We start from the raw sequence: 22,071 nt of genomic DNA, 5'->3' as shown, positions 1-22,071 counted from the left end.
TCGGGCTACCGGTGGAGCACCTGGTCGTACCGCACCTGCGCCAACGGCAGCCCCGCCGACAGCAGTTCGGAGCGCACCGAGGCGACCATCCCGGCCGGTCCGCTGACGCAGGCGAGGTGCTCACGCCAGTCCCCGGCGGCCGCCACGGTGTCGGCGAGCCGGCCGGCGGTGACCGGGGTGAGCGACAGCCACGGCTTGTGCAGGCCGAGTCCGGCCATCGCCTGCCAGTCGTAGAGGTCCGACCGGTCGCGCGCGCCGACGAAGAGGTGGACCCGGCGGCCGGGCGGGCGGCGGGCGGCCTGCTGCTCGACGATGGCCTTCATCGGGGCGAGCCCGGTGCCGCCCGCGATCAGCAGCAGGTCGCGGGCGTCACCGTCGGGCAGCAGGCTGCCGCGCGGCGGGCCGAGGCGCAGCCGGTCACCGACGGCGGTGTGCTCGACCAGGGCCGCGCTGACGCCGCCGGGGCCGGTGCGGCGGACGTGGAACTCCACCTCGTTGTCGGTGCGCGGGGCGCATCCCATCGAGTACTGCCGCCAGGTGTGCGGCAGCGCCGGGTGCTCGACGGTGCCGTACTGTCCGGCGCGGTAGGGGTAGGGCTCGCCGGTGCGCACCCGTAGCACGGCGACGTCGGGGCGGCGGCGTTCGTGGCCGGTCACCACGGCGTGCCAGTACGGGGGTTCGGTGAGCGCGGAGTCGGCGCCGGCGACCATCGCGCCGACGGCGAAGCGCAGCATCCGCACCCAGGCGGCTTCCAGTTCCTCGGTCCAGCGTTCGCCGGCCCGGTGCCGGATCGCCGCGCACAGGGCTTCCTCGAAAGCCTCGTAGTGGACCGGCCGGACGCCCAGTTTCCGGTGGTCACGCCCGAGTTGACGGAGCATCCGTTCCAGGTCGGCGGGGCGGTGCAGGTGGGCGATCAGGTGCTGGAAGATCTGTTCCAGGTGGGCCTGCTGGAACTCCATCGAGGCGGGGAAGAGCGGTCGCAGGTACGGGCGGCGGCGGAACATGACCGCGTAGAGGTGGTCGATCAGCTCCGCGAGCGGGGCGACCTGGTCGAGGTCGCCGCGGATCAGGTGCTGGTCTCTCGCGCCGTCGTAGCCCTCGCTGCCGCCGAAACCGTAGTCGGCTCCGGGCTCGGACCCCGACGGCAAGGCGGGGGTGAGGAGTTGGCGCCGCAGTCTCATCGCGTGGTGGCGGGCGATCAGACGGTCGTACTCGGCAGTGCCGATGGCGGTGGCGGTGGCCTTGCTGCTGCTGTTGTCCATGACATGCCCAGTCAACTGCCGCCCGCCGGACACGAGAAGGGTCGATCGCCCCGGGCGAACCCGGGACCATCGACCCTCCGTCGACGAACCAGTCGACGAATCAGTCGACGAATCAGTCGACGAACCCGCCCCACGCCTACCGGCTCTGCTCGGCGGCCCGCCCGGCCGCCTCCCCCGATTCCGCCCGCAGCTCGGTGGCCGCCCAACTCGCCAGCAGCCGGAGGGACTCGGCGGAGGCGGAGCCCGGTTCGGCGTGGTAGGTGACCAGCACCTGGTCGCCGTCCCCGGCCGGGCGCAGCGTCTCGTACTGCAGGCTGAGCCGCCCGACCACCGGGTGGTGCAGCTGCTTGACGCCGTGGCCCTTGTCCTGGATCCGGTGGGTGGCCCACAGCCGGCGGAAGTCGTCGCTCTTGACGGAGAGTTCGCCGATCAGCGAGGCGAGCCGGGGGTCGTCCGGGTCGCGTCCGGCGTCCAGGCGCAGGATGCCGACCACGTCGGTGGCCTTGCTCTCCCAGTCCTGGTAGAGCTCGCGGGCGGCCGGGTCGAGGAAGACGTGCCAGGCCATGTTGCGCTGCTCGGGCGACATCGCGGCGAAGTCGCCGAGCAGCGCGGTGCCGAGCCGGTTCCAGGCGATGATGTCCAGCCGCCGCCCGAGCACGTACGCGGGCACGCCCTCCATCGCGTCCAGCAGTTGCTGCAGCGCGGGCCGCACCCGCTGCGGGCGGGCGGCGGCGCGGCCGGGGCGGCGGCGGGCGGGCTTGGTGAGCCGGCCGAGGTGGTCACTCTCGGCGGGGCTGAGCCGCAGCACCCGGGCGATGGCGTCCAGGACGGCGGCGGAGACGTTCTCGCCGTGACCCTGTTCGAGCCGGGTGTAGTAGGCGGTGCTGACTCCGGCCAACTGGGCCAGCTCCTCGCGGCGCAGTCCGGGCACCCGCCGACGGGTGGTGGTGTCCGGCAGGCCCACGTCCTCGGGCCGCAGCCGGGCGCGGCGGGATCGGAGGAACTCGCTGAGTTCGGTGCGCTGGTCCATGACTGCAGTATGCGGGCGATCCGGCGCGGCCGGTGGCGGGCGAGGGTGATACTGCCGTGCGTAGGTTCCGCAGTCGTACGTTCCGCTTCCCTACGCCTCACGGTCGTACGTCCCGCCTTCGTACGCCCCGCCTTCGTACGCCCCGCCTTCGTACGACGATCTCTGGTCTGGTTGGCCTTCCGGCGCCGCCGCAGTCTTGTGGTCATGACGAACGACACGAACACGACGAACGCGACGACGCAGAGCACGAACGGCACCACCCGCACCGTCGCCGCCTACGCGGCGCAGCGGCCCGACGCCCCGCTGGCGAGGACCACCGTCACCCGCCGGGCCGTCGGCGAGCACGACATCGTGATCGACATCAAGTACTCCGGCATCTGCCACTCGGACATCCACCAGGTCGGCGAGGACTGGGGCACCGGGATCTTCCCGATGGTCCCGGGCCACGAGATCGCCGGCGTGGTCGGCGAGGTCGGCCCGGGCGTCACCCGCTGGAAGGTCGGCGACCGGGTCGGGGTCGGCTGCTTCGTCGACTCCTGCCGGGAGTGCGACAACTGCAAGGCGGGCCTGCAGCAGTACTGCACCGGTGAGGGCGGCGCCGTCTTCACCTACAACGCCATGGGCAAGGACGGCCTGCCGACCTACGGCGGCTACGCCGCGGAGCTGGTGGTGGACGAGGCGTACGCGCTGAGCATCCCCGACAACCTGCCGTTGGACGCCGCCGCGCCGCTGCTGTGCGCGGGCATCACGCTGTACTCGCCGCTGGCCCACTGGGGCGCCGGCCCCGGCAAGAAGGTCGCGATCGTGGGCCTCGGCGGCCTCGGCCACATGGGCGTGAAGATCGCCCACGCGATGGGCGCGGAGGTCACCGTGCTCAGCCAGTCGCTGCGCAAGCGCGAGGACGGCCTCAAGCTCGGCGCCGACCACTACCGGGCCACCTCCGACCCGGCGACCTTCACCGAGCTCGCGGGCAGCTTCGACCTGATCGTCAACACCGTCTCCGCCGACCTCGACCTGAGCGCCTACGTCGGCCTGCTGCGCACCGACGGCACCCTGGTGCAGGTCGGCATGCCGGAGAAGCCGCTCACGATGCACCCGTACCCGCTGGCCACCGGGCGCCGCTCGCTGGCCGGTTCGATGATCGGCGGGCTGCCGGAGACCCAGGAGATGCTGGACTTCTGCGGTGAGCACGGCATCGGCGCGGAGATCGAGGTGATCCGGGCCGAGCAGATCAACGAGGCGTACCGGCGGGTGCTGGACGGCGACGTCCGGTTCCGCTTCGTGATCGACGCCTCGACGATCTGACCGGCGGACCTTCTGGTCGGCGGACCTTCTGATCAGCCGACCGACTGACGGACCGCCCCGCGCCCCCGGTGCTCTCCACCACCAGGGCGCGGGGCGCCGCCGTAGATCCCCTGCTACGGGTCAGGCCCCGGGAGACGTCAGACCCCCGCCTTGGCCCCGGCCGTCGCCCGGCGCTCCGCGCGCCGGTCCTCCCGCCGCTGCCGCCCACGGCGCAGCGGCTGGTCGGGCATCCAGCCGAAGGTCAGGCAGGCGCCCGCCACACCGAGCAGCATCCCCATCAGGAAGCCGCCCATGTTGGAGGTCACCCAGCTGGCCAGCGAGGCGAGCACCGCGAGGACGGAGTAGAACAGCCGCTGCGCCGGGTTGAACAGGATCAGCAGGCCGCACAGCACCATCACCACCGGCACCAGGTACCCGGCCAGTCCCGCCATCCCGATGTGCAGGAGGACGGGCAGCGGGGCCCACAGCGTGAACAGGATCTCGGCTCCGCCGAGCGTCACCAGCAGCCCGCCCCAGAACGGTCTCTTGCCCCGCCAGTCGCGCTTGACCGGGCTTGATGGAACCGCGACGGGGGGTGTGGCGGCGGGCGCGACGGCCGTCCCCTCGGCCGTCACCCCCTCGGTCCGCGCAACGCCGCCGTCGCCGGTTCCGGCCGGCTCCGGTACGGACTCCGTCATGCTCAGCAGCCCTTGGAGCTGAAGCTCAGCCGCAGGTTGGGCAGCTTGAACCCGACGGCGGTGCTCGCGTAGTTGTGCTGCTTGACGTGGTTCAGCACGACCGTGTCGGCCTGCTGGCCGAAGACGCCCGGGCTGCCCTTACCGGCCGGACCGGCCTTGGTGTAGGTGCTGGCGTCGCCGCCGATCTCGATGTTGGTGAACTCCGCGTCGCCGGAGAGCAGATCGGAGTCGGTGGTGAGGTCGGTGGCGCTGACGGGGGTGCCGCCGTCGCCGGCGTGGATCACCAGGTTGACGCCGCCGAGGTCGACGCTCTGGCACAGGTTGGTGATCTCGGCGTTCTTGATCGCCGACACCGCGACCAGCACCTTGCCGCCGGTGTTGCCCTTGTTGGGGCTGTTGGGGATCATCGAGTCCAGGGCGCCGAACTGCGCGAAGCCCTTTCCGTCGAGCTTGTCCGCAGTGATCGTGAACGGCATGCCGGAGATGGAGAACTGCGCGGCGAGCACGCCCTGGGCGGTGAGGGTCATCAGGACGCCCCCGATCGCGACGGCCGGTACGGCCATCAGGACGGAGCGCTTCAGCCGTACCCGGCCTCTTCTGGTTCCGGTCGGCGTCTGCGCGGTTTCCGCCGCGGCGGCGGCGTCCTCGGACATGGCCATGTGTGCTCCCTGTGGATGGATGGGTGTGCAGGCACTGGCACGTTGCCCTGGCGCGGACAGCGTTGCGCGGCCCGACCGGGCCGTCCGGCCCTCGGCAGCGGGGCGGGTCCGGTCGGAGCGTGAAGTAACTGGGAAGCTACTGCCCGGTATTGGCCGGGTCAATAGAGGTGCACGAAGGATCTTCACCGATCCCGACCCCGAGCCGCTCGGCCGCCTCCGCCGGGCCGAGGAACGGCGAGAGGCAGAACATGCTCAACACCGTTAGCAGTTCCGACAGTTGAGAGGTGTGTCCGGAGGCGATCCGCCGGTAGACCGCGCTGTAGACGCCGCCCACCACGGCGTCCACCATCTCCTCCACCCCGACCTCGCCAGGCAGTTGGGGCACGTCGGCGAAGAACGCCCGGAAGCGGGTGAGGAGTTGGTCCCGCTCATGCCGCCCAGCTGGGCCGACCGCCTCGATCTCGATCACCGCCATGGTCGCGAAGGACGGCGTCCCGGCCAGGAGTTGGAGCATCACGCCGAGCGCCTGACGGATCCCGGCGCACCAGTCGGATTCGGCCGCGAAGGCCGCCGCCATCCGCCGGATCACCACCCCGGTGCCGTGCCGGTGGGCGGCCAGGAAGGCGTCCTCCTTACCGCTGAACAGCTCGTAGAACACCGGCCTGGTCACGCCCGCCGCGCGGCAGATGTCGCTCACCGTCGCGTGCTGGTAGCCGCGTTCGGCCACCGTCCGGACCAGCCCGTCCAGCAGCCGCTCGCGCTGGGTCGCGGCGACCACGCCGGCGGGCAGTCGACGCGGGCCGGGCTTGATCGATCTGGCCGGATCCCGGCCGGTCCGGGCACCCGGCAGCAGGATCACATCGGCACTCCGGAAGTCCTCCCGATCCATCCCAACTCCTGTGTCCTGTATTGACATTGACGGAAGAGCGGGTTTACAACACTGGCAGGTTTCCAACCGGTGGGTGAGCAGGCCACCACCGGCCGGCCTCCGTGCCGCTGCGATCGGAACCGCCGCGTACAGCACCGCCGTACCTCCGCGAAGTCGCACCTGCACACCGCCCTACCGCACGCGCGGACCCGTGGCGCCGGGCCCGCCCGCACCGCGGTCCGCCGTCGCCCTCGGTACGCCGACACCTCCCCCGTCGTGCACACCACCACACCCGCACACGGGGAATCCCCCACCCGTCCCCGGACGGAGAGAGGCACCCACATGCGCATCCGTCGCACTCTCGCAGCCGCATCCCTCGCCGCCATCGCCCTCACCGGCGCCGCCGTGGCACCGGCCCAGGCCGACGCCGGCGCCGTGCTGACCACCGGCAGCGCCTCCGGGCCGGCCGTCTCCGTCGGCGACACCCTCACCGCCAACCTGGTCTCCGGCACCGCCGCGACCTTCACCGACGGCGCCACCAGCAGCAACGGGGTCAGCTGCGGCAACTCCTCCTTCTCCGCGACCGTGACGGCCAACCCGGCAGCCCCCGGCAGCGCGGTCGAGCAGCTCAACACCCAGACCTTCGACTCCTGCACCTCCAACGTCATCGGCGTCATGGGCGTGCAGAGCGTCACCGTCTACAACCTGCCGTTCACCAACACGGTCAGCGACGGCGCCGGCAACCCGGTCTCGCTCACCCCCGGCGCCTCCGGCCCGATGGGGACCACGGTGGTGCTCAACACCATCCTGGGCAGCGTCACCTGCGACTACCAGAACAGCACCGGCATCTCCGGCACCACTTCCAACACCGGCAACACCATCGGCTTCTCCGGCCAGCCGTTCACCCTGGTCTCCGGCCCGGGCCTGTGCTTCTCCACCGGCTACTTCAGCGCCACCTACGGCCCGGTCACCGACAGCTCGGTCGCGGGCAACCCGCTCCTGTACGTCAACTGACCAGCCGGGGGCTGGACACCGAGAAGCGGCGTACGACGGGCAGCAGCCCGCCGTACGCCGCTCCACCGCACCCGGGGGCCTACACCTTGAGCACGAAGTAGGTCACCATCCCGCCGACGAGGGCCAGGAAGAGCTGCACCATCACCCCCGGAGTCAGGACGCCCTGATCCGCCGGGCGGCCCTCCCGCTGCGCCTCCAGCGCCCGCTCCGACAGCTTCCGGACGTGCCCGACCAACCCCAGCGGGAAGGCCAGTATCGCCGACGAGTACATCAACAGGGCGTCAGCCGGATCCATGCCCTTGACCTTGTAGTGGCCCAGCAGGAACAGCGCCCCGGCGAACGGCGCCAGCGCTGCCAGGATCCGGTACTCCCGCGTGGGCTGCAGTGTCACCACCACCGCCCAGAACACCGCCGTCACCAGGACGGCGATGCACCACCACGTGGCCACACTCAGCCCCAGTGGAGTCATTCCCCCTACCCCCATTCACAAAGGACGTTCGCTCACGCACGTCCACTGCCCAGCACCCTAGCCACGCCTGCGGCATCCCAGCCCGGCGCCCCCGGCACAAGGACCCGAGACAAGCAAGTGACCGGCGGGTAGGGTGGCGCCGCACGGACACGACGAACCGGAACGGGGCGGGCAGATGGCCAGCGGCAACAGCGCGAACGGCGACGGCACGGGGTTCTTCGCATCGGTGGCGGACACCGCCGACCGACTCGCCGCGACCGGGTACCTGGCCTCCACCGCCGTGGCCACCACCGTCTTCCTCGCCGACCGGCTCGGCAAGCCGCTGCTGGTCGAGGGCCCCGCCGGGGTCGGCAAGACCGAACTCGCCAAGGCGGTGGCCGAACTCGGCCGGGCCCGCCTGGTCCGGCTGCAGTGCTACGAAGGCATCGACGAAGCCCGCGCGCTCTACGAGTGGAACCACGCCAAGCAGCTGCTGCGGATCACCGCCGGCCGCGACGAGGGCTGGGACCAGGCCCGGACCGACATCTTCGGCGAGGAGTTCCTGCTCACCCGCCCGCTGCTCACCGCCATCCGCGGCGAGGAGCCCACCGTGCTGCTCATCGACGAGATGGACAAAGCCGATGTCGAGGTGGAGGCGCTGCTGCTGGAGGTGCTCAGCGACTTCCAGGTGACCGTCCCCGAGCTCGGCACCATCACCGCCAGCCGCCGCCCCTTCGTCCTGCTCACCTCCAACGCCACCCGCGAGCTCTCCGAGGCGCTGCGCCGCCGTTGCCTCTTCCTCCACCTCGACTACCCGGACGCCGAATTGGAGCGCCGGATCGTCCGGCTCAAGGTGCCCGGCCTGGACGACAGGCTGGCCGCCTCGCTGGTCCGGGTGGTCGGCGCACTGCGCGCGATGGAGCTACGCAAGGCGCCGTCCGTCGCCGAGACCATCGACTGGGCCCGTACCCTGCTCGCCCTCGGCGCGGACACCCTGGACGAGACGGTCGTCCGGGACACCCTCGGGGTGATCCTCAAGCACCAGGACGACGTCCGGAAGGCCGCCCAGAAGCTCACCCTCGCATGACCGCCCCGGGCCCCACCGACACCGCCGCCCGGCTGACCGGCCTGGTCCGCGCCCTGCGCGGGCACGGCCTGCGGATCGGCCCGGCCGAGACGGTGGACGCAGCCGCCGTGCTCGACGTGCTCGGCTTCGCCGACCGCGAGCAGATGCGGGCCGGGCTGGCCGCCGCCCTCCTGCGCTCGGACGGCCAACGGGCGGTCTTCGACGCCTCCTTCGACCTGTTCTTCCCGCTCGGCGTCGGCACCCCCGAGGCCCTGCGCACCGACCCGCCGCCGCAGCCGGACGGAGAAGGGGCGGACGGCCCGGAGCCGCCGCGCTTCGGCCGCCCCGACCCGCTCCGCGACCAGCTGCGCGAGCGCCTCGCCGCCGCCCTGGCCGCCGACGACCGGGCCGCCCAGGCCCGACTGGCCGGCGAGGTGATCGAGGCCTTCGGCCGGTACGGCACCGGTAGCACCCCCGGCTCGGACGGCTGGTCCGCCCACCAGGCACTCGGCCGGCTCTCCCCCGAGACCCTGCTCGCCCGGATCCTCGCCGCCCTGCGCGAGAACCCCGGACGGGAGGACCTCTCCGACCGTGTCCTGGCCGACGAGATCCGCCGCCGCATCCGGGACTTCCGCGCCCAGGTCACCACCGAGGCCCGCCGCCGGGTCGCCGAACTGCGCGGCGCCGAGCGAATCGCCGAGCGCGCCGTCGCCCCCACCGCCGACCGGATCGACTTCCTCTACGCCGGCCGCGAGCAGCTCGCCGAACTGCGCCGCACCGTCCACCCGTTGGCCCGCAAGCTGGCCACCCGGCTGGCCGCCCGGCGCCGCCGCGCCGCCCGTGGGCAGATCGACCTGCGCCGCACCCTGCGCCGCTCGCTCTCCACCGGCGGGGTGCCGCTGCGCCCGGCGCACCGGCTGCGCCGCCCGGCCCGGCCGGAGCTGGTGCTGCTCTGCGACGTGTCCGGCTCGGTGTCGGGCTTCGCCGACTTCACCATGCTGCTGGTGCGGGCGATGAGCGAACAGTTCAGCAAGGTCCGGGTGTTCGCCTTCGTCAACCGTACCGCCGAGATCACCGACCTGCTCCGGGAGAACAGCGCCGACCCGGCCCGGCTCGCCGCCCGGATCCTCGCCGAGGCCAAGGTGATGGGCTACCACGGCAACAGCGACTACGGCTCCGCGCTCGGCGAGTTCGCCGACCGACACCTGGACGCGGTCGGCCCGCGCACCTGTGTGCTCGTCCTCGGCGACGCCCGCAACAACCACCGCGACCCCAACCTGGACGCGCTGCGCCGGATCGCCGGCCGGGCCCGGCGGGTGTTCTGGCTCAACCCCGAACAACCCGCGCTCTGGCCGACCGGCGACTCCGCCGCACTCGCGTACGCGGACGTCGTGGAGATGCACTCCTGCCGCAACGCCCGCCGACTCGGCGAGCTGATCTCCCGCCTGCTGCCGGTCTAGCCGCTCTGCCCCTCCAGGTGCGTGAGGAAGTCCAGCAGCGCCGCGGTCACCTCGGCCGGGCGCTCCTGCTGCGTCCAGTGCCCGGTCTCCGGCAGCCGGACATGGCGGTGCAGCCGGGGTGTCAGCTCCTTGAGCAGGTACGCCAGCACCTCGGGCGCGATCATCGCATTCACCAGGTCCTGCTCACCGGCCACGTACAGAGCGGGCACGTCGATCCGCTTCCCGATGAACGCCGTCATCAGCTCGTTGTTCCGGTCGATGTTGCGGTACCAGTTGAGCCCCCCGGTGAAGGCCCGCTCACCGTGCAGGGCGTAGTCGGCCGCGAACGCGTCGAGGTCCGCCTCGGTGAGCCAGTCCGGCAGCCGCTCCGGCTCCGGGACGGTGTCCAGCAGCTTGCCGCCCTCGGGGATGACCCAGGGCCGCGGCTCGCCGCCGGGCCGGGTGCCACAGAGGATGCGGCGCAGGCTGGACGTGATGTCGGCCGCCAACTCGGCATCGGCACGGCCCGGTTCCTGGAAGTAGATCTGGTAGAAGCCCTCGCCGAAGTTCTCCCGGGCGGCCTGCAACGGCCCCGGACCGGCCGGTAGCGGCGGCACGCTCAGCCCGGCCACCCCGCGCACCAGGTCCGGCCGCAGCGCGGCGGTGGTCCAGGCGACCGGCGCGCCCCAGTCGTGCCCCACCACCACGGCTCGCTCCGCGCCCAACGCGCCGATCAGCGCGGTCACGTCCCCGACCAGGTGCAGCAGGCTGTACTTGTCCACGTCCTCCGGCTGAGAGCTGCGGGCGTAGCCGCGCTGGTCGGGGGCGACCACCCGGTACCCGGCCTCCGCGAGCGGGGCGAACTGGTGCCGCCAGGAGTACCAGCTCTCCGGGAAGCCGTGCAGCAGCAGGACCAGCGGCCCCTCGCCCTGTTCCGCGAGGTGCAGCCGGACTCCGTTCACCTCGACGTGGCTGTGCTTGATCGCGTCGTTCAACTCCCGCTCCCCGGTTCGGCCCGACAAAGGGTCAGTTCGATCCGACCCTGCCCAGCCCGGCGCGTCCGGAACCCCACGACGTCCGCACGAAGCAGCCGAGGCCGCCCCGGTGTTCCGGGACGGCCTCGGCCTCAGCCTGGCGTGCTGAACTGATTGGGCGTCAGCTCACCGTGTAGCTGTACGGGATCGCCGCGAGCACCGAACCGGTGGTGCCCAGGCTGTTGTTGGCGGTCGGCACGAAGGTCGGGCCGGACACCAGGTAGAGAACACCCTTGACCGTGCTGCCCTTCGGGCCGGTCGGGGTCACGGTCACCTGCAGCGAGCCGGTGGCGCCCGGGGCGACGGTCACCGGGTTGGCGGCCGGAGCGGAGGCGTTGACACCGGAGGCGAACGGGTCACCGGTGCTGGAGGCCAGCGCCGGGTCGAACGCCAGGGTGTGCGCGGTGGCGGTGATGGTGGAGGTACCGGCCGGCGCGGTGCCGTTGCCGAACGGGCCGATCTGCTGGACGAAGGTGCCCCAGGAGCCGGGGACGACCGGCTGCTCGGCGCTGCCCTTGTCGGTGGCGACCGAGATGGTCGAGCCGTCCTGGGCCTTCTTCAGGTCACCGAACAGGTCCGGCGAGCCGGTGGTGGCGTTCAGCTCGACCTGGGCCGGCGTCGAGGACGCCGCCACGGCCTTGAGCTGGTCGGTCGCCGGCGGCACCAGGAAGCCCGGCACCGAGGAGGTGAGGCTCAGCGGCAGGGCGACCGAGGCCGAGGCGCCCTGCGGCACCAGCGGAAGGTCGACCCGCTTGTCCAGACGGCCGTCGGCCGCGATCATCTGGGTGGCGGCGGTGTTGTTGGTGTAGTTCACCTGGACGGTGACCGGCTTGCCGGCCTCCAGCTTGGTCTTCGCGTCGTTCGGCAGACCGGCCGCGGTGGCCTGGTTCTGGTTGAACGCGATGGTGCCGGTGAAGTCCTGGGCGAGCTCCTGGCCGCTGACCGGGCCGAGCACGTTCAGGACGAACCGCCAGTGGCCCTCGGCCGGGTTGACCGTGGTGGCCGAGACACCGTTGGAGCTGGCGGTCAGGTTGCCCTTGGCGTCGAACAGCGCGTTGCCCTCGATGTCGATCGGGGTGCCGTTCGGGCTGATCAGCGCGCCCTGCATGAACAGGTTGGCGTCCTTGGCGACGGTCACGCCGACCCGGAGGTCCTTCTGGCCCTTCGGGACGTCGAAGCCGTAGGTGAAGCTCTGCGTCGGCGAGGAGCCGCGGCCGTTGCCACCGGTGATGGTGCCGGTGAAGGTGCCGGTGCCGTTGGTGACCGGGACCAGGCTGCGCAGGATCACCGGAACGCTGGTGGTGTTGCCGTTCGAGCTGGAGACGGTGACCGCCTCGCTCGAGTCGCCGCTGGTCGCCGGGACGGTGAGCTGGACCTTGAGGGTCTTGGTCTCACCCGGCTTCACGTCGGTGCTGTTCGGGCTCACCGCGCCGGCCGGGACCGCGCGCTGGGTGGAGGTGCCGAACTGGACGTCGCCGCTGTAACCGGCCTTGCCCGCCGGGGTGTACATGATCGCGGTCCACTCACCGGCGACCGGGTGCGGGACGTCGACCAGGCCGTAGTTGGCCGGGGTGGCGCCGCCCTGCGGACGGGTGTTGGTCTCGAAGCGGCCCGACGGGTCGAGCAGCGTCATGCGGACCACGGGACCGTTGGTGACCGGGTTCGGGCCGCCGTGCCAGGCGATCGACGCCGCGAGGCGGTCGGCACCGGCCGGAACGGTGAACTTGACCTGCTTCTGCACCCAGGTGGCGCCGTTGGTGGCGTACTTGAAGGTGTCGGTGGAGGCCGTGTCCAGCTTGACGGTCTGCTGGTTGTTCGACAGCGGCGCGAAGCTGCGGGTCGCGGCGCTCACCGTCTGGGTCTCGTCACCGGTGTTGGTGACGGAGACGTCGGCGGTGTGGGTCGAGCCCGGGGTGCCGGAGATGTTCAGCTGGCCGGTGTTGACCACGACGGTCTGGGCACCGTCGGTGCCGTCGCCGTCGTCGTAGCCGCGGGCGGCCTCGACGGCGGCCCGGACGTTCAGCAGACCGGCGCCCTGCTCCTCGGCCGGGACGCCGAGGTCGCTGGCGGTACCGGTGATGAACTTCTTCACCAGGGCCGGGGACGGCGAGTCGCCGCCGTGGGTGTCGCGGTAGGCCTGGATGACCAGGGCCGCGGCGCCGGTGACGAACGGGGCGGCCTGGCTGGTGCCACCGAAGGGCTGGATCGCCGAGGGCTTGCCGTTGAAGTCGGTGCACTCGGTGAACTTGGTGGTGTCGGGGGTGCAGAGCGCCCAGTCCGACTCACCCGGGGCCACCAGGTCGACGGTCCGGCCGGCCTGGGTGAAGCCGCCCGAGGACAGCGCGGAGATACGGCTGTTGCTCCAGGTCTTGTTGGAGAACTGGGAGGCCGCGTACCCGGTCTGCTGGTAGTTCTGGTTGTCCGTCGACGCGCCGACCGCGATCACGTTCGGGTCGGTGGCCGGGGTGCCGATCGTCCCGCTCAGGCCCGCGTCACCGGAGGAGACGGAGACCGTGACACCGGCCTTGACGGCCTGGTCGTTGAAGAGCGAGATGGTGTCGTGCGCGCCGCTGTCCGGGGTGACGTTGCCACCGAAGGACTCGTTCAGCACGTCGACGTGGGCGACCCGCACCGCGTAGTCGATGGACTGCAGGATCGACGAGTTCGACATCATCTCGCCGCCGGCCTTCAGGGCGACCAGGTCCGCGTCCGGGGCGAGGCCCTTGATGCGGATGTTGCAGCCGGCCGGAAGCGGGTGCGAGGAGTTGACGAACTTCGAGACGTCGTAGGTCTGACGGCCCTGGGCGATGACCGCCGAGGCGTCGCCGAAGGCCTCGGCGGCACCGCTCGGCGCGCCCCAGCCGTCACCCGCGAAGTCCTGGTAGTCGACGACGGCGTGCGAACCGTCGGCCCGGATGAAGTCCGGGTTGTTCGGGTCCAGGCTGTCGGCGATGTAGGCGACCTTGACGCCCTTGCCGGTGGCCAGGTCGGCCGCGCCGGGCTTGCCGTTGCCGGTCACGCCGTGGACCGAGTAGAGGCCCTCCGGCTCCAGCAGCGGCTTGGAGGGGTCGGAGGGGCAGACCGTGTTGGTCGCGTTCTCCTCGGGCTGGCCGTTGCTGCCCGAAACGGCCTCCGGAGCGGCGTTGCCCTTGGCCGAACCGGCGGCAGCCGTGTCCGTGTCCTTCTTCGCCTTGGTCGCGGCGATCGGAGCCACCTGGACCTGAGTGTCCGCCACCACGGCGGCGACCGCCGGGTCGGCCTGCAGCTTGGCGCGCAGGGCCGGGCTGACCGTGGCCGAGAAGGCGTTGCCGACCACGAAGCTCTTGACGTTGGTGCCGCCGTTGGCCTTGACCTTGTCCAGCAGCGGCGCCTGCGAGTGCGCGGTCTTCTGCTGGCGGTCGCCCAGGTGGCCGTGGTCGGCCGGGGCGTCCGCTATCTGGTCCTTCAGGATCACGATCACCGGTGCCGGCGCGCCGTCCGCGGACGCCGCCTGGGCGTTCTGCGGGTCCTGGAGCGGGGCTGCGTTGGCGATGGTCCCGAGAGTCAGGACCATGGACGCGGTGGTGACCGTGACGGCGGCTGCAAGCTGGGTCTTCCGCCAGCCGATCAATGGACATCCTTTCGTCTGATGAGACGTCAGGTTGCACGGCCCAGCATACGCGGATCCTGATCGGACGCGCGGTTGCTCCGGACCGCGCGTCCCGACAGCGGACGCATTCCAGCGCATCCGCCACGACCACGACAAGGGGCAAAATCCCCATCAGAAAGTAAAGATGACCATCGGAAAGTAAAATTCACAGTATAAATCGCGCCGAGTCCGTCCCTTTTTCACCGATCAGAGCCGGTCAGGGACGGTCGGAAGTGGCCTCCAGGGCGGCGGAAACGCCCGTGGCGAACTCTCGACAGTGGCGAAACATCGCCACCCGGCCACCCACCGGCCTCCTGCGCGCTACCTACTTGTCGACACTTCGACCCTTCCTTCCCCGTCGACCGGGATCGAAACAACACCCGGCGACGGCGACGTCAGGGCGGCCGGGAGTTCGCCCACCCCCGGCCACTCGGGCGCTTTCCGCAAGGCGCTTTCCCGGAGGGGACTTCAGAAGGAGGTCGGCCGACCACTCCTGATCGCCCGCCAGGCCCCCGGCGGTCGGCGCGTCGCCACGGGCCAGCCGCCGGTGCCGGCATCCGGCGAAGTCGATGCCCGACTTCGACACCCCCGCTCGTCGACCAGACGCCGGCGGATCCTCCGCACCGCCCCACACCGCCCCGCCCCGCCCCGGCGGCCGGTCGGCCAGCCGGACGAAGGGCTCACTCGTCGGCAGCACTGCACCCCGGAACGCCCCGGTCGGAGCAGCACTCGGCCTCGGGAACCGCCACGTAGGTCCGGCATCGGCCCATCGGATCGCCCTGCCGCGCCGGCAGTGCGGCTCGCGCCGCCCGGGGCGCGGGAAGCGGAGCCCAGGCTGCCGGTCGGGCGCCGTACCGGCGGTGTCGGCCAGGCCCTCGGCCTCGAAGGTGATCCGGGCGGTGCGCGGCGTGACCCGCCGGACCGCCACGACCTCGACGAAGGTGACGGGCGGCGTCGTCGCGAAACCCCTCCGATTGGTAATCTTACGGCATAAAGAATTGCCGCCGCGGGGATGTTTTACGCCGTAAGGAGATGCCGGATGACCGTCTACGCCGGGCAGGGCGACGCCCACCGCTCGCTCGCCCTGCTCTGGGGCGCACCCGCGGAACCGCGCACCGGGCGCAGCGGCCCCAAACCCGGCCTGAGTGTGGACGCGATCGTGTCCGCCGGAATCGCGGTGGCCGACGCCGAGGGGATGGCCGCACTCTCGATGCGCGCCGTGGGCGAACGGCTCGGCCGCACCGCGATGGCGCTCTACACGTACGTACCCGGAAAGGCCGAGCTGCTCGACCTGATGCACGACCGCGCACTCGCCGAACTCCCCGGCGAACTACCGCTACTGGAGGGCTGGCGGGCCGCCGTCGAAGCCTGGGCCGGGCAACTGTACGCCTGCTACCTGCGCCATCCCTGGGCACTCGGGATCTCCCAGGCCCGCCCGGTGCTCGGGCCGGCCGAACTCGCCACGATGGAGAGCCTGTTGACCGCGCTACGGCCAGCCGAGCTGGCCCCGGAGCGGCTGCGCGGGGCGGTCGCCGCACTCTGGCAGTTCGTCCGCGGCACGGCCGCCACGACCGCCGACGCACGCGGGGCGGCGGCCGCCACCGGCGTCGCGGACGAGGACTGGTGGAACGCCCGCTCGGCCCGGCTCGCCGAGCTGGCACCGGACTTCCCGAAGCGCTTCCCACTGCTGACCGCGCTGCAGAGCGCCACCGGCGCCGCGCCCGAGGAGAGCAGCCGGGACGGCTTCCGCACCGGGCTCGCGGTGCTGCTCGACGGCATCGCGGCCGGGGTCTCCGTTCAGGGCGGGCCCTAGGGCAGGCCCTAACCCCGCCGGGCGGAGGGGATGGCCAGCAGCACGCCGAGGACCAGCAGGGCGGCGTACCCGACGGTCTCGTGGCCGTCCGGCACCAGGACGCGGACGAAGCCGAACAGCCGGAATCCCCCGAGCCGGTCGGCCAGCAGGCCGGAGCCGCCGCCGAGGATCAGCACGAAACCGAGGTAGCCGAGCAGGGTCTTCATACCCCCGAGCCTAGGAATGCCCGGCCGCCGGTTCATCCGACTTTCGGCGCGGACCGGGGCCACCAAAGTCTCGGTCCCTTCCCGTGACGTCGTCCCGGGGTGGCTCCGGACGGAGCAGCAGGCGCGGCGGCCCGGCAGCGGCGCCGGTACGTTCGCGGTGTGCAACCAAAGCATGTGCAGCAGAAGTCACCGGCCGTCACCCGGCTCGCCGCCGCCTCGGCGGCCTCCGCCCTGGTGCTCGGCATCGGTGCCCCGGTGGTGTTCGCCGTCGGCGCCCCCGCCGCCTTCGCGCAGGACGCCGGCTCCGCCGTCGGCGGCGAGCGGCTCGGCCTCCAGGCCGTCCAGGTCGCGCCGCTGGCCGGGGCGCCCGCCCTGCCCTCCGGGCTGAGCGGCCGCTCCTGGCTGGTGGCCGACGCCGGCACCGGCGAGGTGCTCGCCGCCCGCGACGCCCATCTGCGGCTGCCCCCGGCCAGCACCCTCAAGATGCTGTTCGCGGACACCGTGCTGCCCAAGTTCGACCGCTCGATCGAGCACCAGGTCACCCCCGGCGAACTCGCCGACGTCGGCGTCGGCAGCAGCCTGGTCGGCGTCAAGGAGAACCTGCCGTACCGGGTCGAGGACCTCTGGCGGGGCGTCTTCCTCAGCTCCGGCAACGACGCCGTGCACGTCCTGGCGCACATGAACGGCGGCGTCCAGCAGACCGTGGCCGAGATGCAGGCCCGCGCCCAGTCTCTGCAGGCGAACGACACCAAGGTGGTCTCCCCTGACGGCTACGACATGCCCGGCCAGGTCTCCTCCGCCTACGACCTCACCCTGTTCGCCCGCGCCGGGCTGCGCAACGCCGACTTCCGCTCCTACTGCTCCACCCGCACCGCGCACTTCCCCGGCGGGCTGGACAAGACCACCGGCCAGCGCATCTCCTTCGACATCGCCAACACCGACCGGCTGCTCGGCAAGTACCCGGGCCTGATCGGCGTCAAGAACGGCTACACCACCAACGCGGGCGCCACCTTCACCGGCGCCGCGGAACGGGACGGCCGCACCCTGCTGGTGACGGTGATGCACCCCGAGGCGCAGGGCAGGGTCTACGACGAGGCCGCCAGCCTGCTCGACTGGGGCTTCGCGGCAGCGGGCAAGGTCCAGCCGGTCGGGCAGCTGGTCGGGGACCTCGGCGACTCGGAGACCGCCTCCCCCGACGCCGCCTCGGAGGCTGCGGACGCCACCCAGCTGCCGCCCTGGTCCCGCCCGCCGGTCCTCCACAACAGCGGCGCCGGCTTCGCCCCCGCCCTCTGGTCGGCCGGCATCCTCGGCGCCGCCCTCGCCGTCTGGGGCACCGCCCGCGCCGCCGTCCGCCGCCGCACCGCCGCCACGGCCGCCGGCGCCTCCGGCGTCCCCGACGCCCCCGTTGTCAGCTCCTCCGGTGTCAGCCGCGACAGCCACCGCCGCCTGGCCCGCCGCGCCCGCGCCCTGCTCCACGGCGACCGCCACCGCCGGACGCGCTGAGCTGCGGGGCTGCATCTAGACTTCCGGCCATGACCACGCCCGACCCCGCCGCCTCGGACCGACTCGCCCGGATCGTCAGCCTCTCCTCCGGCAGCTACCTGCTCGTCACCACGTACAAGAAGGACGGCTCCGCCGTGCCGACCCCGGTGTGGGTGGTGCGCGACGGGGAGGCGCTCGGCGTCTGGACCGTCACGGACTCCTGGAAGGTCAAGCGGATCCGCAACCGCGCGGACGTCCTGGTCGGCCCCTGCGACGTCAAGGGGCGGCCGACCGGCAAGCAGTACCCGGCCACCGCCGAGATCCTCGGCCCCGAGCGGACCGCCGCGTACCGGACCCTGCTGCGACAGAAGTACGGCCTGCTCGGGGTGCTCACCCTGCTCGGCAGCCGGCTGCGGCGCGGCGAGCGCGGGACCGTCGGGATCCGGATCACGCTGGCCTGATCGCTTGGAGCGGGGGGCCGGCCCTCAGCGGGGCGCGGGTCCGTCGGCACGCTCGGCGGGCCGACGGACTCCGACTCCGGGCCGAAGCGTTCCTCGCATCGGGATGGACGTTCACCGACCGGTCCGCACTGACAAGCTTGGCGGTCATGGAAGAGAACGAGGCCGAGCCCGCACCGCTGCTGGTGGTGGACGGCGCGAACGTGGTCGGGTCGGTGCCCGACGGCTGGTGGCGCGACCGGCGCGGCGCCGCCGAGCGGCTGCGGGACTCGCTGGTCCCGCTCGCCGCCCGGGGGCTGCCGAACCTGCCCGGCCCGGTGGAGGTGGTCCTCGTGGTGGAGGGTGCCGCACGGGGCGTGACCGCCCTGCCCGAGGTGCGGGTGGTCGCGGCGAGTGGCAGCGGGGACGACCGGATCGTCGAGCTGGTCCGCGAGGCCCGTACCGAGCACCCCGACCGGCTCTGCCTGGTCGTCACCGCAGACCGCGAACTCCGCACCCGCGTCGGCTCGTTGGGTGCCGCCGTCACCGGCCCGCGCAGCGTGCGGCACCCACCGCCGCCGCACCGCGTCGGCGAACCGAATCCGGCGATTTCGGAGCGGGCGGGAACCGACCACTCCGGTCGTCCGACTGCTGAGGGGTGAGTACGAAGTCGCCGGGTGTCCGGCCGTTGAGTGTGCTGGTGGGGTTCGCCCTGCTGCTGGTGGTGGTGTTCGTGGTGGCGTATGCGGTGGGGCGGCAGGCGGGACCGGTGGCGCCGGGGCTGACTCCGAGCCGGGGCGGTGGGGCGTCGCCGGGGATGGATGGGCACGACATGGGCGGGATGCGGTGAGCCCGCTCGCGGGGGCCGACGCCGGGGCGCTGGTGTCCACCGATCTGGCCGTCGGCGGGATGACCTGTGCGGCCTGCGTGGGCCGGGTGGAGAAGCGGCTGGGCCGGATCGACGGGGTGACGGCCGGGGTGAACCTGGCGACCGGACGGGCCCGGGTGCTGCATCCGGCCGGGGTGTCCGTCGAGGAGCTGGTGGCGGCGGTCCAACGGGCCGGCTACACCGCCGAGTTGGCGCCCGAGGGGGTGCCCGGCGGGCCGGCGGAGGAGGAGCCGGACGAGCGGTGGCGGCTGTTGGTGACCGCCCTGCCGGCCGTCCCGGTGCTGGTGCTGTCGATGGTGCCGGCGCTGCAGTTCACCGCCTGGCAGTGGATCTGCTTCGCGCTGGCCGTCCCGGTGGTGACCTGGGGTTCGGCGGGCTTCCACCGCCGGGCCTGGCAGGGGCTGCGGCACGCGGCCGCGACCATGGACACCCTGGTCAGTCTGGGCGTGGTGGCCTCCTTCGGCTGGTCCGGGTACGCGCTGTTCCTCGGCGGGGCCGGGCGGTTGGGCATGCGGATGCCGTTCTCGCTGACCGCCGACGGCGGCGGCACGGCACATGTGTACCTGGAGGCGGCAGTCGGTGTGCCGCTGTTCGTGCTGGCCGGCCGGCTGTTGGAGGGGCGGGTGCGGCGGCGCAGCGGCTCCGCGCTGCGGGCGCTCGCCGAGTTGGGCGCCAAGCAGGTGTGTCTGCGGGCGGAGGACGGCGAGGAGCGCCTGATACCCATCGAACTCCTCCTGCCGGGGCAGGAGTTCGTGGTGCGCCCGGGCGAGCGGGTGGCCACCGACGGGGTGGTGGTCGAGGGCGGTTCAGCGCTGGACCTGAGCCTGCTGACCGGGGAGAGCGTGCCGGTCGAGGTCGGCCCGGGTGACCGGGTGGCGGGCGCGACGGTGAACGTCGGCGGCGCGCTGGTGGTGCGGGCGACGGCCGTCGGCGCGGACACCCAACTGGCCCGGATCACCGCGCTGGTGGCGGACGCCCAGGCCGGCAAGGCCCGCGCCCAGCGGCTGGCGGACGCGGTGGCCGGGGTGTTCGTGCCCTGCGTGCTCACCGTCGCGGTGTGCGTGCTCGGCTTCTGGCTGGGCGCGGGCGCGGCCCCGCAGGCGGCGGTCACGGCGGCGGTCGCGGTGCTGGTGGTGGCCTGCCCGTGCGCGCTGGGCCTGGCGACCCCGACCGCGCTACTGGCGGCCACCGGGCGCGGCGCCGAACTGGGTGTGCTGGTGCGCGGCCCGGAGGTGCTGGAGAGCCTGCGCCGGGTGGACACCGTGGTGATGGACAAGACCGGCACGCTCACCACCGGCCGGATGGAGCTGGCGGCGGTGACACTGGCCGATGGCTTCACCGAGGAGTCCACCGAGCAGCTCACCCAGGCCGAGGTGCTGCGGCTGGCCGGCGCGGTCGAGCACCGCTCGGAGCACCCGATCGGACGGGCCGTCGCGGCCGCCGCCCGGGAGAGTTGCGGGGCGCTGCCGGCGGTGGACGGCTTCGCGGCCACCACCGGCCTCGGGGTGTCCGGCACGGTCGAGGGCAGGTCGGTGCGGGCGGTGCGACCGGACGGCGCTGCCCTGCCTCCGGAGCTGGCCGAGGCCGTGGCGGCCGCCGGGGAGGCGGGCCGCACGGCGGTGCTGGTGGAGCTGGACGGGCGGGGCGCGGCGGTGCTGGCCGTCGGCGACACGGTGCGCTCGGGCAGTTGGCGGGCACTCCACCGGCTGCGCGGGATGGGCCTGGAGACCGTCCTGCTGACCGGCGACGGCCCGGGCGCGGCCCGCGCGGTGGCGGCCGAGCTGGGCATCGAGCGGGTGCACTCCTCCGCTTCGCCCGAGCGCAAGGCCGAGGTGGTGGCCGAACTGCGCGCCGCCGGACGAACGGTGGCGGTGGTCGGCGACGGTGTCAACGACGCGGTGGCGCTGGCCTCGGCGGACCTCGGGGTCGCCCTGGCCTCCGGCAGCGACGCGGCGATCGGCGCGGCCGGGCTGACCCTGGTGCGCGGCGACATCGAGGCGGTGGTGGACGCGGTACGACTGGCCCGGCAGACCCTGGCGACGATCCGGACCAACCTTCTCTGGGCCTTCGGCTACAACCTGGTGCTGATCCCGCTGGCGGCCGTCGGGCTGCTGAACCCGATGCTGGCGGCGGTCGCGATGTCGCTCAGTTCGCTCCTGGTGGTGGGCAACAGTCTGCGGCTGCGCACCTGGCGACCGGGGCGGGGACAGCCCGGCGGACCACGCGACAGCCGGCACGGCGGACGGCGGCAGGGGGCGCGGCGATGAGGGCGCTGGAACGACTCGAGGTGGTCGGCCCGCCGGTCGGCGCGGCGGCGCTGGCGCTGGCCCTGCTCACCGGCTGGACGGCGGTCGGCGGGGCCGGCGCGCCCCGGCCGGTGGAGGCCGACGCCGGCTGGGTGCTGCTGCCCACGGCGGGCGCGGCCTCGGCGACGGCGGCCTTCTTCACGGTGCGCAACCCGGGTGACGTCCCGGACGAACTGACCGGCGCCAGCTGGGAGTTCGGCGGCCCGATCACCCTGAAACGGCATCTGCACCAGGGCGCGGCGGGCCGCTGGGAACCGGTCGCGGCGCTGCCGGTTCCGGCCCGGGGCGAACTGGCGATGTCCCCCGAGGACGCCGACCTGATGATCGCCGCCCCGCCCCCGATCAAGCCCGGCCAGTGGGTGGGCTTCACCCTCACCTTCCGCCACAGCCCGTCCCTGCGGCTGGTCGCCCGCCGCGCAAACCCGGCGAGGAGATCGCCCAGGACGCCGCGTTCGTCAAGGCCGGCACCATCGACCCCGACCTCACCGTGGTCGGCGTCGACGTGTCA

Annotated in this window: 19 protein-coding genes; 10 read left to right on the top strand and 9 right to left on the bottom strand. The window is 72.9% G+C overall.

The annotated features are described in order from the left end of the window. Positions 1 to 5: 5 nt before the first annotated feature. Together ABZW30_RS25005 and ABZW30_RS25000 are read right to left on the bottom strand one after the other, a co-directional pair. Positions 6 to 1,262, bottom strand: coding sequence for a globin domain-containing protein (locus ABZW30_RS25005; protein WP_355673418.1), 1,257 nt, complete (start codon positions 1,260 to 1,262; stop codon positions 6 to 8). Positions 1,263 to 1,398: 136 nt separating this feature from the next. Further along, positions 1,399 to 2,292: a helix-turn-helix transcriptional regulator gene (locus tag ABZW30_RS25000; RefSeq protein ID WP_355673417.1), complete on the bottom strand. Its 894-nt coding sequence runs from the start codon at positions 2,290 to 2,292 to the stop codon at positions 1,399 to 1,401. 204 nt (positions 2,293 to 2,496) lie between these two features. Here ABZW30_RS25000 and ABZW30_RS24995 point away from each other — a divergent pair, with 204 nt between their 5' ends. Further along, positions 2,497 to 3,597, top strand: a complete 1,101-nt coding sequence (locus ABZW30_RS24995) for an NAD(P)-dependent alcohol dehydrogenase (protein WP_355673416.1) — start codon at positions 2,497 to 2,499, stop codon at positions 3,595 to 3,597. Between the two features lie 137 nt (positions 3,598 to 3,734). Here ABZW30_RS24995 and ABZW30_RS24990 read toward each other — a convergent pair whose 3' ends face one another. The 3 genes from ABZW30_RS24990 to ABZW30_RS24980 all read right to left on the bottom strand — a co-directional run bounded on the left by ABZW30_RS24990 (position 3,735) and on the right by ABZW30_RS24980 (position 5,822). Further along, positions 3,735 to 4,274, bottom strand: a complete 540-nt coding sequence (locus tag ABZW30_RS24990; protein WP_355673415.1) for a DUF6114 domain-containing protein — start codon at positions 4,272 to 4,274, stop codon at positions 3,735 to 3,737. A gap of 2 nt (positions 4,275 to 4,276) precedes the next feature. After that, a complete protein-coding gene (locus ABZW30_RS24985; protein ID WP_355673414.1) occupies positions 4,277 to 4,933 on the bottom strand; it encodes a DUF6230 family protein in 657 nt (218 codons plus the stop codon). 136 nt (positions 4,934 to 5,069) lie between these two features. Beyond that, positions 5,070 to 5,822 carry a TetR/AcrR family transcriptional regulator gene (locus ABZW30_RS24980; protein ID WP_355673413.1) on the bottom strand — a complete coding sequence of 251 codons (753 nt, stop codon included), beginning with the start codon at positions 5,820 to 5,822 and terminating at the stop codon, positions 5,070 to 5,072. Positions 5,823 to 6,143: 321 nt separating this feature from the next. Between ABZW30_RS24980 and ABZW30_RS24975 the strand changes: the two genes are divergently transcribed. Then, positions 6,144 to 6,815 (top strand): Tat pathway signal sequence domain protein, encoded by a 672-nt coding sequence (locus tag ABZW30_RS24975; RefSeq protein WP_355673412.1) that lies wholly within the window; start codon positions 6,144 to 6,146, stop codon positions 6,813 to 6,815. A 79-nt stretch (positions 6,816 to 6,894) separates the two neighbouring features. Here ABZW30_RS24975 and ABZW30_RS24970 read toward each other — a convergent pair whose 3' ends face one another. Beyond that, entirely contained in the window at positions 6,895 to 7,284 is a 390-nt protein-coding gene (locus tag ABZW30_RS24970; RefSeq protein ID WP_355673411.1) for a hypothetical protein, read from the bottom strand. A 175-nt stretch (positions 7,285 to 7,459) separates the two neighbouring features. Between ABZW30_RS24970 and ABZW30_RS24965 the strand changes: the two genes are divergently transcribed. Both ABZW30_RS24965 and ABZW30_RS24960 read left to right on the top strand, forming a co-directional pair. Further along, complete coding sequence (locus ABZW30_RS24965) at positions 7,460 to 8,350, top strand: MoxR family ATPase (protein ID WP_355673410.1); 891 nt, start codon at positions 7,460 to 7,462, stop codon at positions 8,348 to 8,350. Next, entirely contained in the window at positions 8,347 to 9,789 is a 1,443-nt protein-coding gene (locus tag ABZW30_RS24960; protein WP_355673409.1) for a VWA domain-containing protein, read from the top strand. Before ABZW30_RS24965 ends, ABZW30_RS24960 begins: the two co-directional genes overlap by 4 nt. Here the strand turns inward: ABZW30_RS24960 and ABZW30_RS24955 are convergent. Next, the gene (locus tag ABZW30_RS24955; RefSeq protein WP_355673408.1) at positions 9,786 to 10,763 is read right to left on the bottom strand and encodes an alpha/beta hydrolase; all 978 of its coding nucleotides are present in this window, start codon (positions 10,761 to 10,763) and stop codon (positions 9,786 to 9,788) included. The two genes, ABZW30_RS24960 and ABZW30_RS24955, sit on opposite strands and share 4 nt — an antisense overlap. 160 nt (positions 10,764 to 10,923) lie before the next feature. Further along, entirely contained in the window at positions 10,924 to 14,412 is a 3,489-nt protein-coding gene (locus ABZW30_RS24950; protein WP_355673407.1) for a S8 family serine peptidase, read from the bottom strand. Between the two features lie 1,057 nt (positions 14,413 to 15,469). Between ABZW30_RS24950 and ABZW30_RS24945 the strand changes: the two genes are divergently transcribed. Further along, a complete protein-coding gene (locus ABZW30_RS24945) occupies positions 15,470 to 16,243 on the top strand; it encodes a TetR/AcrR family transcriptional regulator C-terminal domain-containing protein (RefSeq protein ID WP_355673406.1) in 774 nt (257 codons plus the stop codon). 8 nt (positions 16,244 to 16,251) lie between these two features. On the opposite strand, the gene ABZW30_RS24940 is transcribed toward ABZW30_RS24945, so the two are convergent. Next, positions 16,252 to 16,449, bottom strand: coding sequence for a hypothetical protein (locus ABZW30_RS24940; protein WP_355673405.1), 198 nt, complete (start codon positions 16,447 to 16,449; stop codon positions 16,252 to 16,254). A gap of 255 nt (positions 16,450 to 16,704) precedes the next feature. Here ABZW30_RS24940 and ABZW30_RS24935 point away from each other — a divergent pair, with 255 nt between their 5' ends. The 5 genes from ABZW30_RS24935 to ABZW30_RS24915 form a co-directional block, all read left to right on the top strand. Then, on the top strand, positions 16,705 to 17,952 hold the full coding sequence (locus ABZW30_RS24935) for a D-alanyl-D-alanine carboxypeptidase (protein ID WP_355673493.1): 1,248 nt from the start codon (positions 16,705 to 16,707) through the stop codon (positions 17,950 to 17,952). Between the two features lie 29 nt (positions 17,953 to 17,981). Then, complete coding sequence (locus ABZW30_RS24930; protein ID WP_355673404.1) at positions 17,982 to 18,392, top strand: PPOX class F420-dependent oxidoreductase; 411 nt, start codon at positions 17,982 to 17,984, stop codon at positions 18,390 to 18,392. A gap of 146 nt (positions 18,393 to 18,538) precedes the next feature. Further along, positions 18,539 to 19,030, top strand: a complete 492-nt coding sequence (locus ABZW30_RS24925) for an NTP pyrophosphohydrolase (protein ID WP_355673403.1) — start codon at positions 18,539 to 18,541, stop codon at positions 19,028 to 19,030. 184 nt (positions 19,031 to 19,214) lie between these two features. After that, on the top strand, positions 19,215 to 21,524 hold the full coding sequence (locus ABZW30_RS24920) for a heavy metal translocating P-type ATPase (protein ID WP_355673402.1): 2,310 nt from the start codon (positions 19,215 to 19,217) through the stop codon (positions 21,522 to 21,524). Beyond that, positions 21,521 to 22,071 (top strand): copper chaperone PCu(A)C (locus ABZW30_RS24915; protein ID WP_355673401.1); only part of this gene is annotated, 551 nt, incomplete at its 3' end. The genes ABZW30_RS24920 and ABZW30_RS24915, both read left to right, overlap by 4 nt.

This window comes from Kitasatospora sp. NPDC004669 (assembly GCF_040609455.1).
Classification (GTDB): Bacteria; Actinomycetota; Actinomycetes; order Streptomycetales; family Streptomycetaceae; genus Kitasatospora.
This window is presented reverse-complemented; position numbering and strand designations above follow the sequence as displayed.

Bases quoted from the DNA above. Each gene is read 5' to 3' on its own strand.
- ABZW30_RS25000 (WP_355673417.1), bottom strand. From the start codon at position 2,292: ATGGACCAGCGCACCGAACTCAGCGAGTTCCTCCGATCCCGCCGCGCC.
- ABZW30_RS24970 (WP_355673411.1), bottom strand. From the start codon at position 7,284: ATGACTCCACTGGGGCTGAGTGTGGCCACGTGGTGGTGCATCGCCGTC.
- ABZW30_RS24940 (WP_355673405.1), bottom strand. From the start codon at position 16,449: ATGAAGACCCTGCTCGGCTACCTCGGTTTCGTGCTGATCCTCGGCGGC.
- ABZW30_RS24985 (WP_355673414.1), bottom strand. From the start codon at position 4,933: ATGGCCATGTCCGAGGACGCCGCCGCCGCGGCGGAAACCGCGCAGACG.
- ABZW30_RS25005 (WP_355673418.1), bottom strand. From the start codon at position 1,262: ATGGACAACAGCAGCAGCAAGGCCACCGCCACCGCCATCGGCACTGCC.
- ABZW30_RS24925 (WP_355673403.1), top strand. From the start codon at position 18,539: ATGGAAGAGAACGAGGCCGAGCCCGCACCGCTGCTGGTGGTGGACGGC.
- ABZW30_RS24975 (WP_355673412.1), top strand. From the start codon at position 6,144: ATGCGCATCCGTCGCACTCTCGCAGCCGCATCCCTCGCCGCCATCGCC.
- ABZW30_RS24980 (WP_355673413.1), bottom strand. From the start codon at position 5,822: ATGGATCGGGAGGACTTCCGGAGTGCCGATGTGATCCTGCTGCCGGGT.
- ABZW30_RS24965 (WP_355673410.1), top strand. From the start codon at position 7,460: ATGGCCAGCGGCAACAGCGCGAACGGCGACGGCACGGGGTTCTTCGCA.
- ABZW30_RS24995 (WP_355673416.1), top strand. From the start codon at position 2,497: ATGACGAACGACACGAACACGACGAACGCGACGACGCAGAGCACGAAC.
- ABZW30_RS24945 (WP_355673406.1), top strand. From the start codon at position 15,470: ATGACCGTCTACGCCGGGCAGGGCGACGCCCACCGCTCGCTCGCCCTG.
- ABZW30_RS24960 (WP_355673409.1), top strand. From the start codon at position 8,347: ATGACCGCCCCGGGCCCCACCGACACCGCCGCCCGGCTGACCGGCCTG.
- ABZW30_RS24990 (WP_355673415.1), bottom strand. From the start codon at position 4,274: ATGACGGAGTCCGTACCGGAGCCGGCCGGAACCGGCGACGGCGGCGTT.
- ABZW30_RS24930 (WP_355673404.1), top strand. From the start codon at position 17,982: ATGACCACGCCCGACCCCGCCGCCTCGGACCGACTCGCCCGGATCGTC.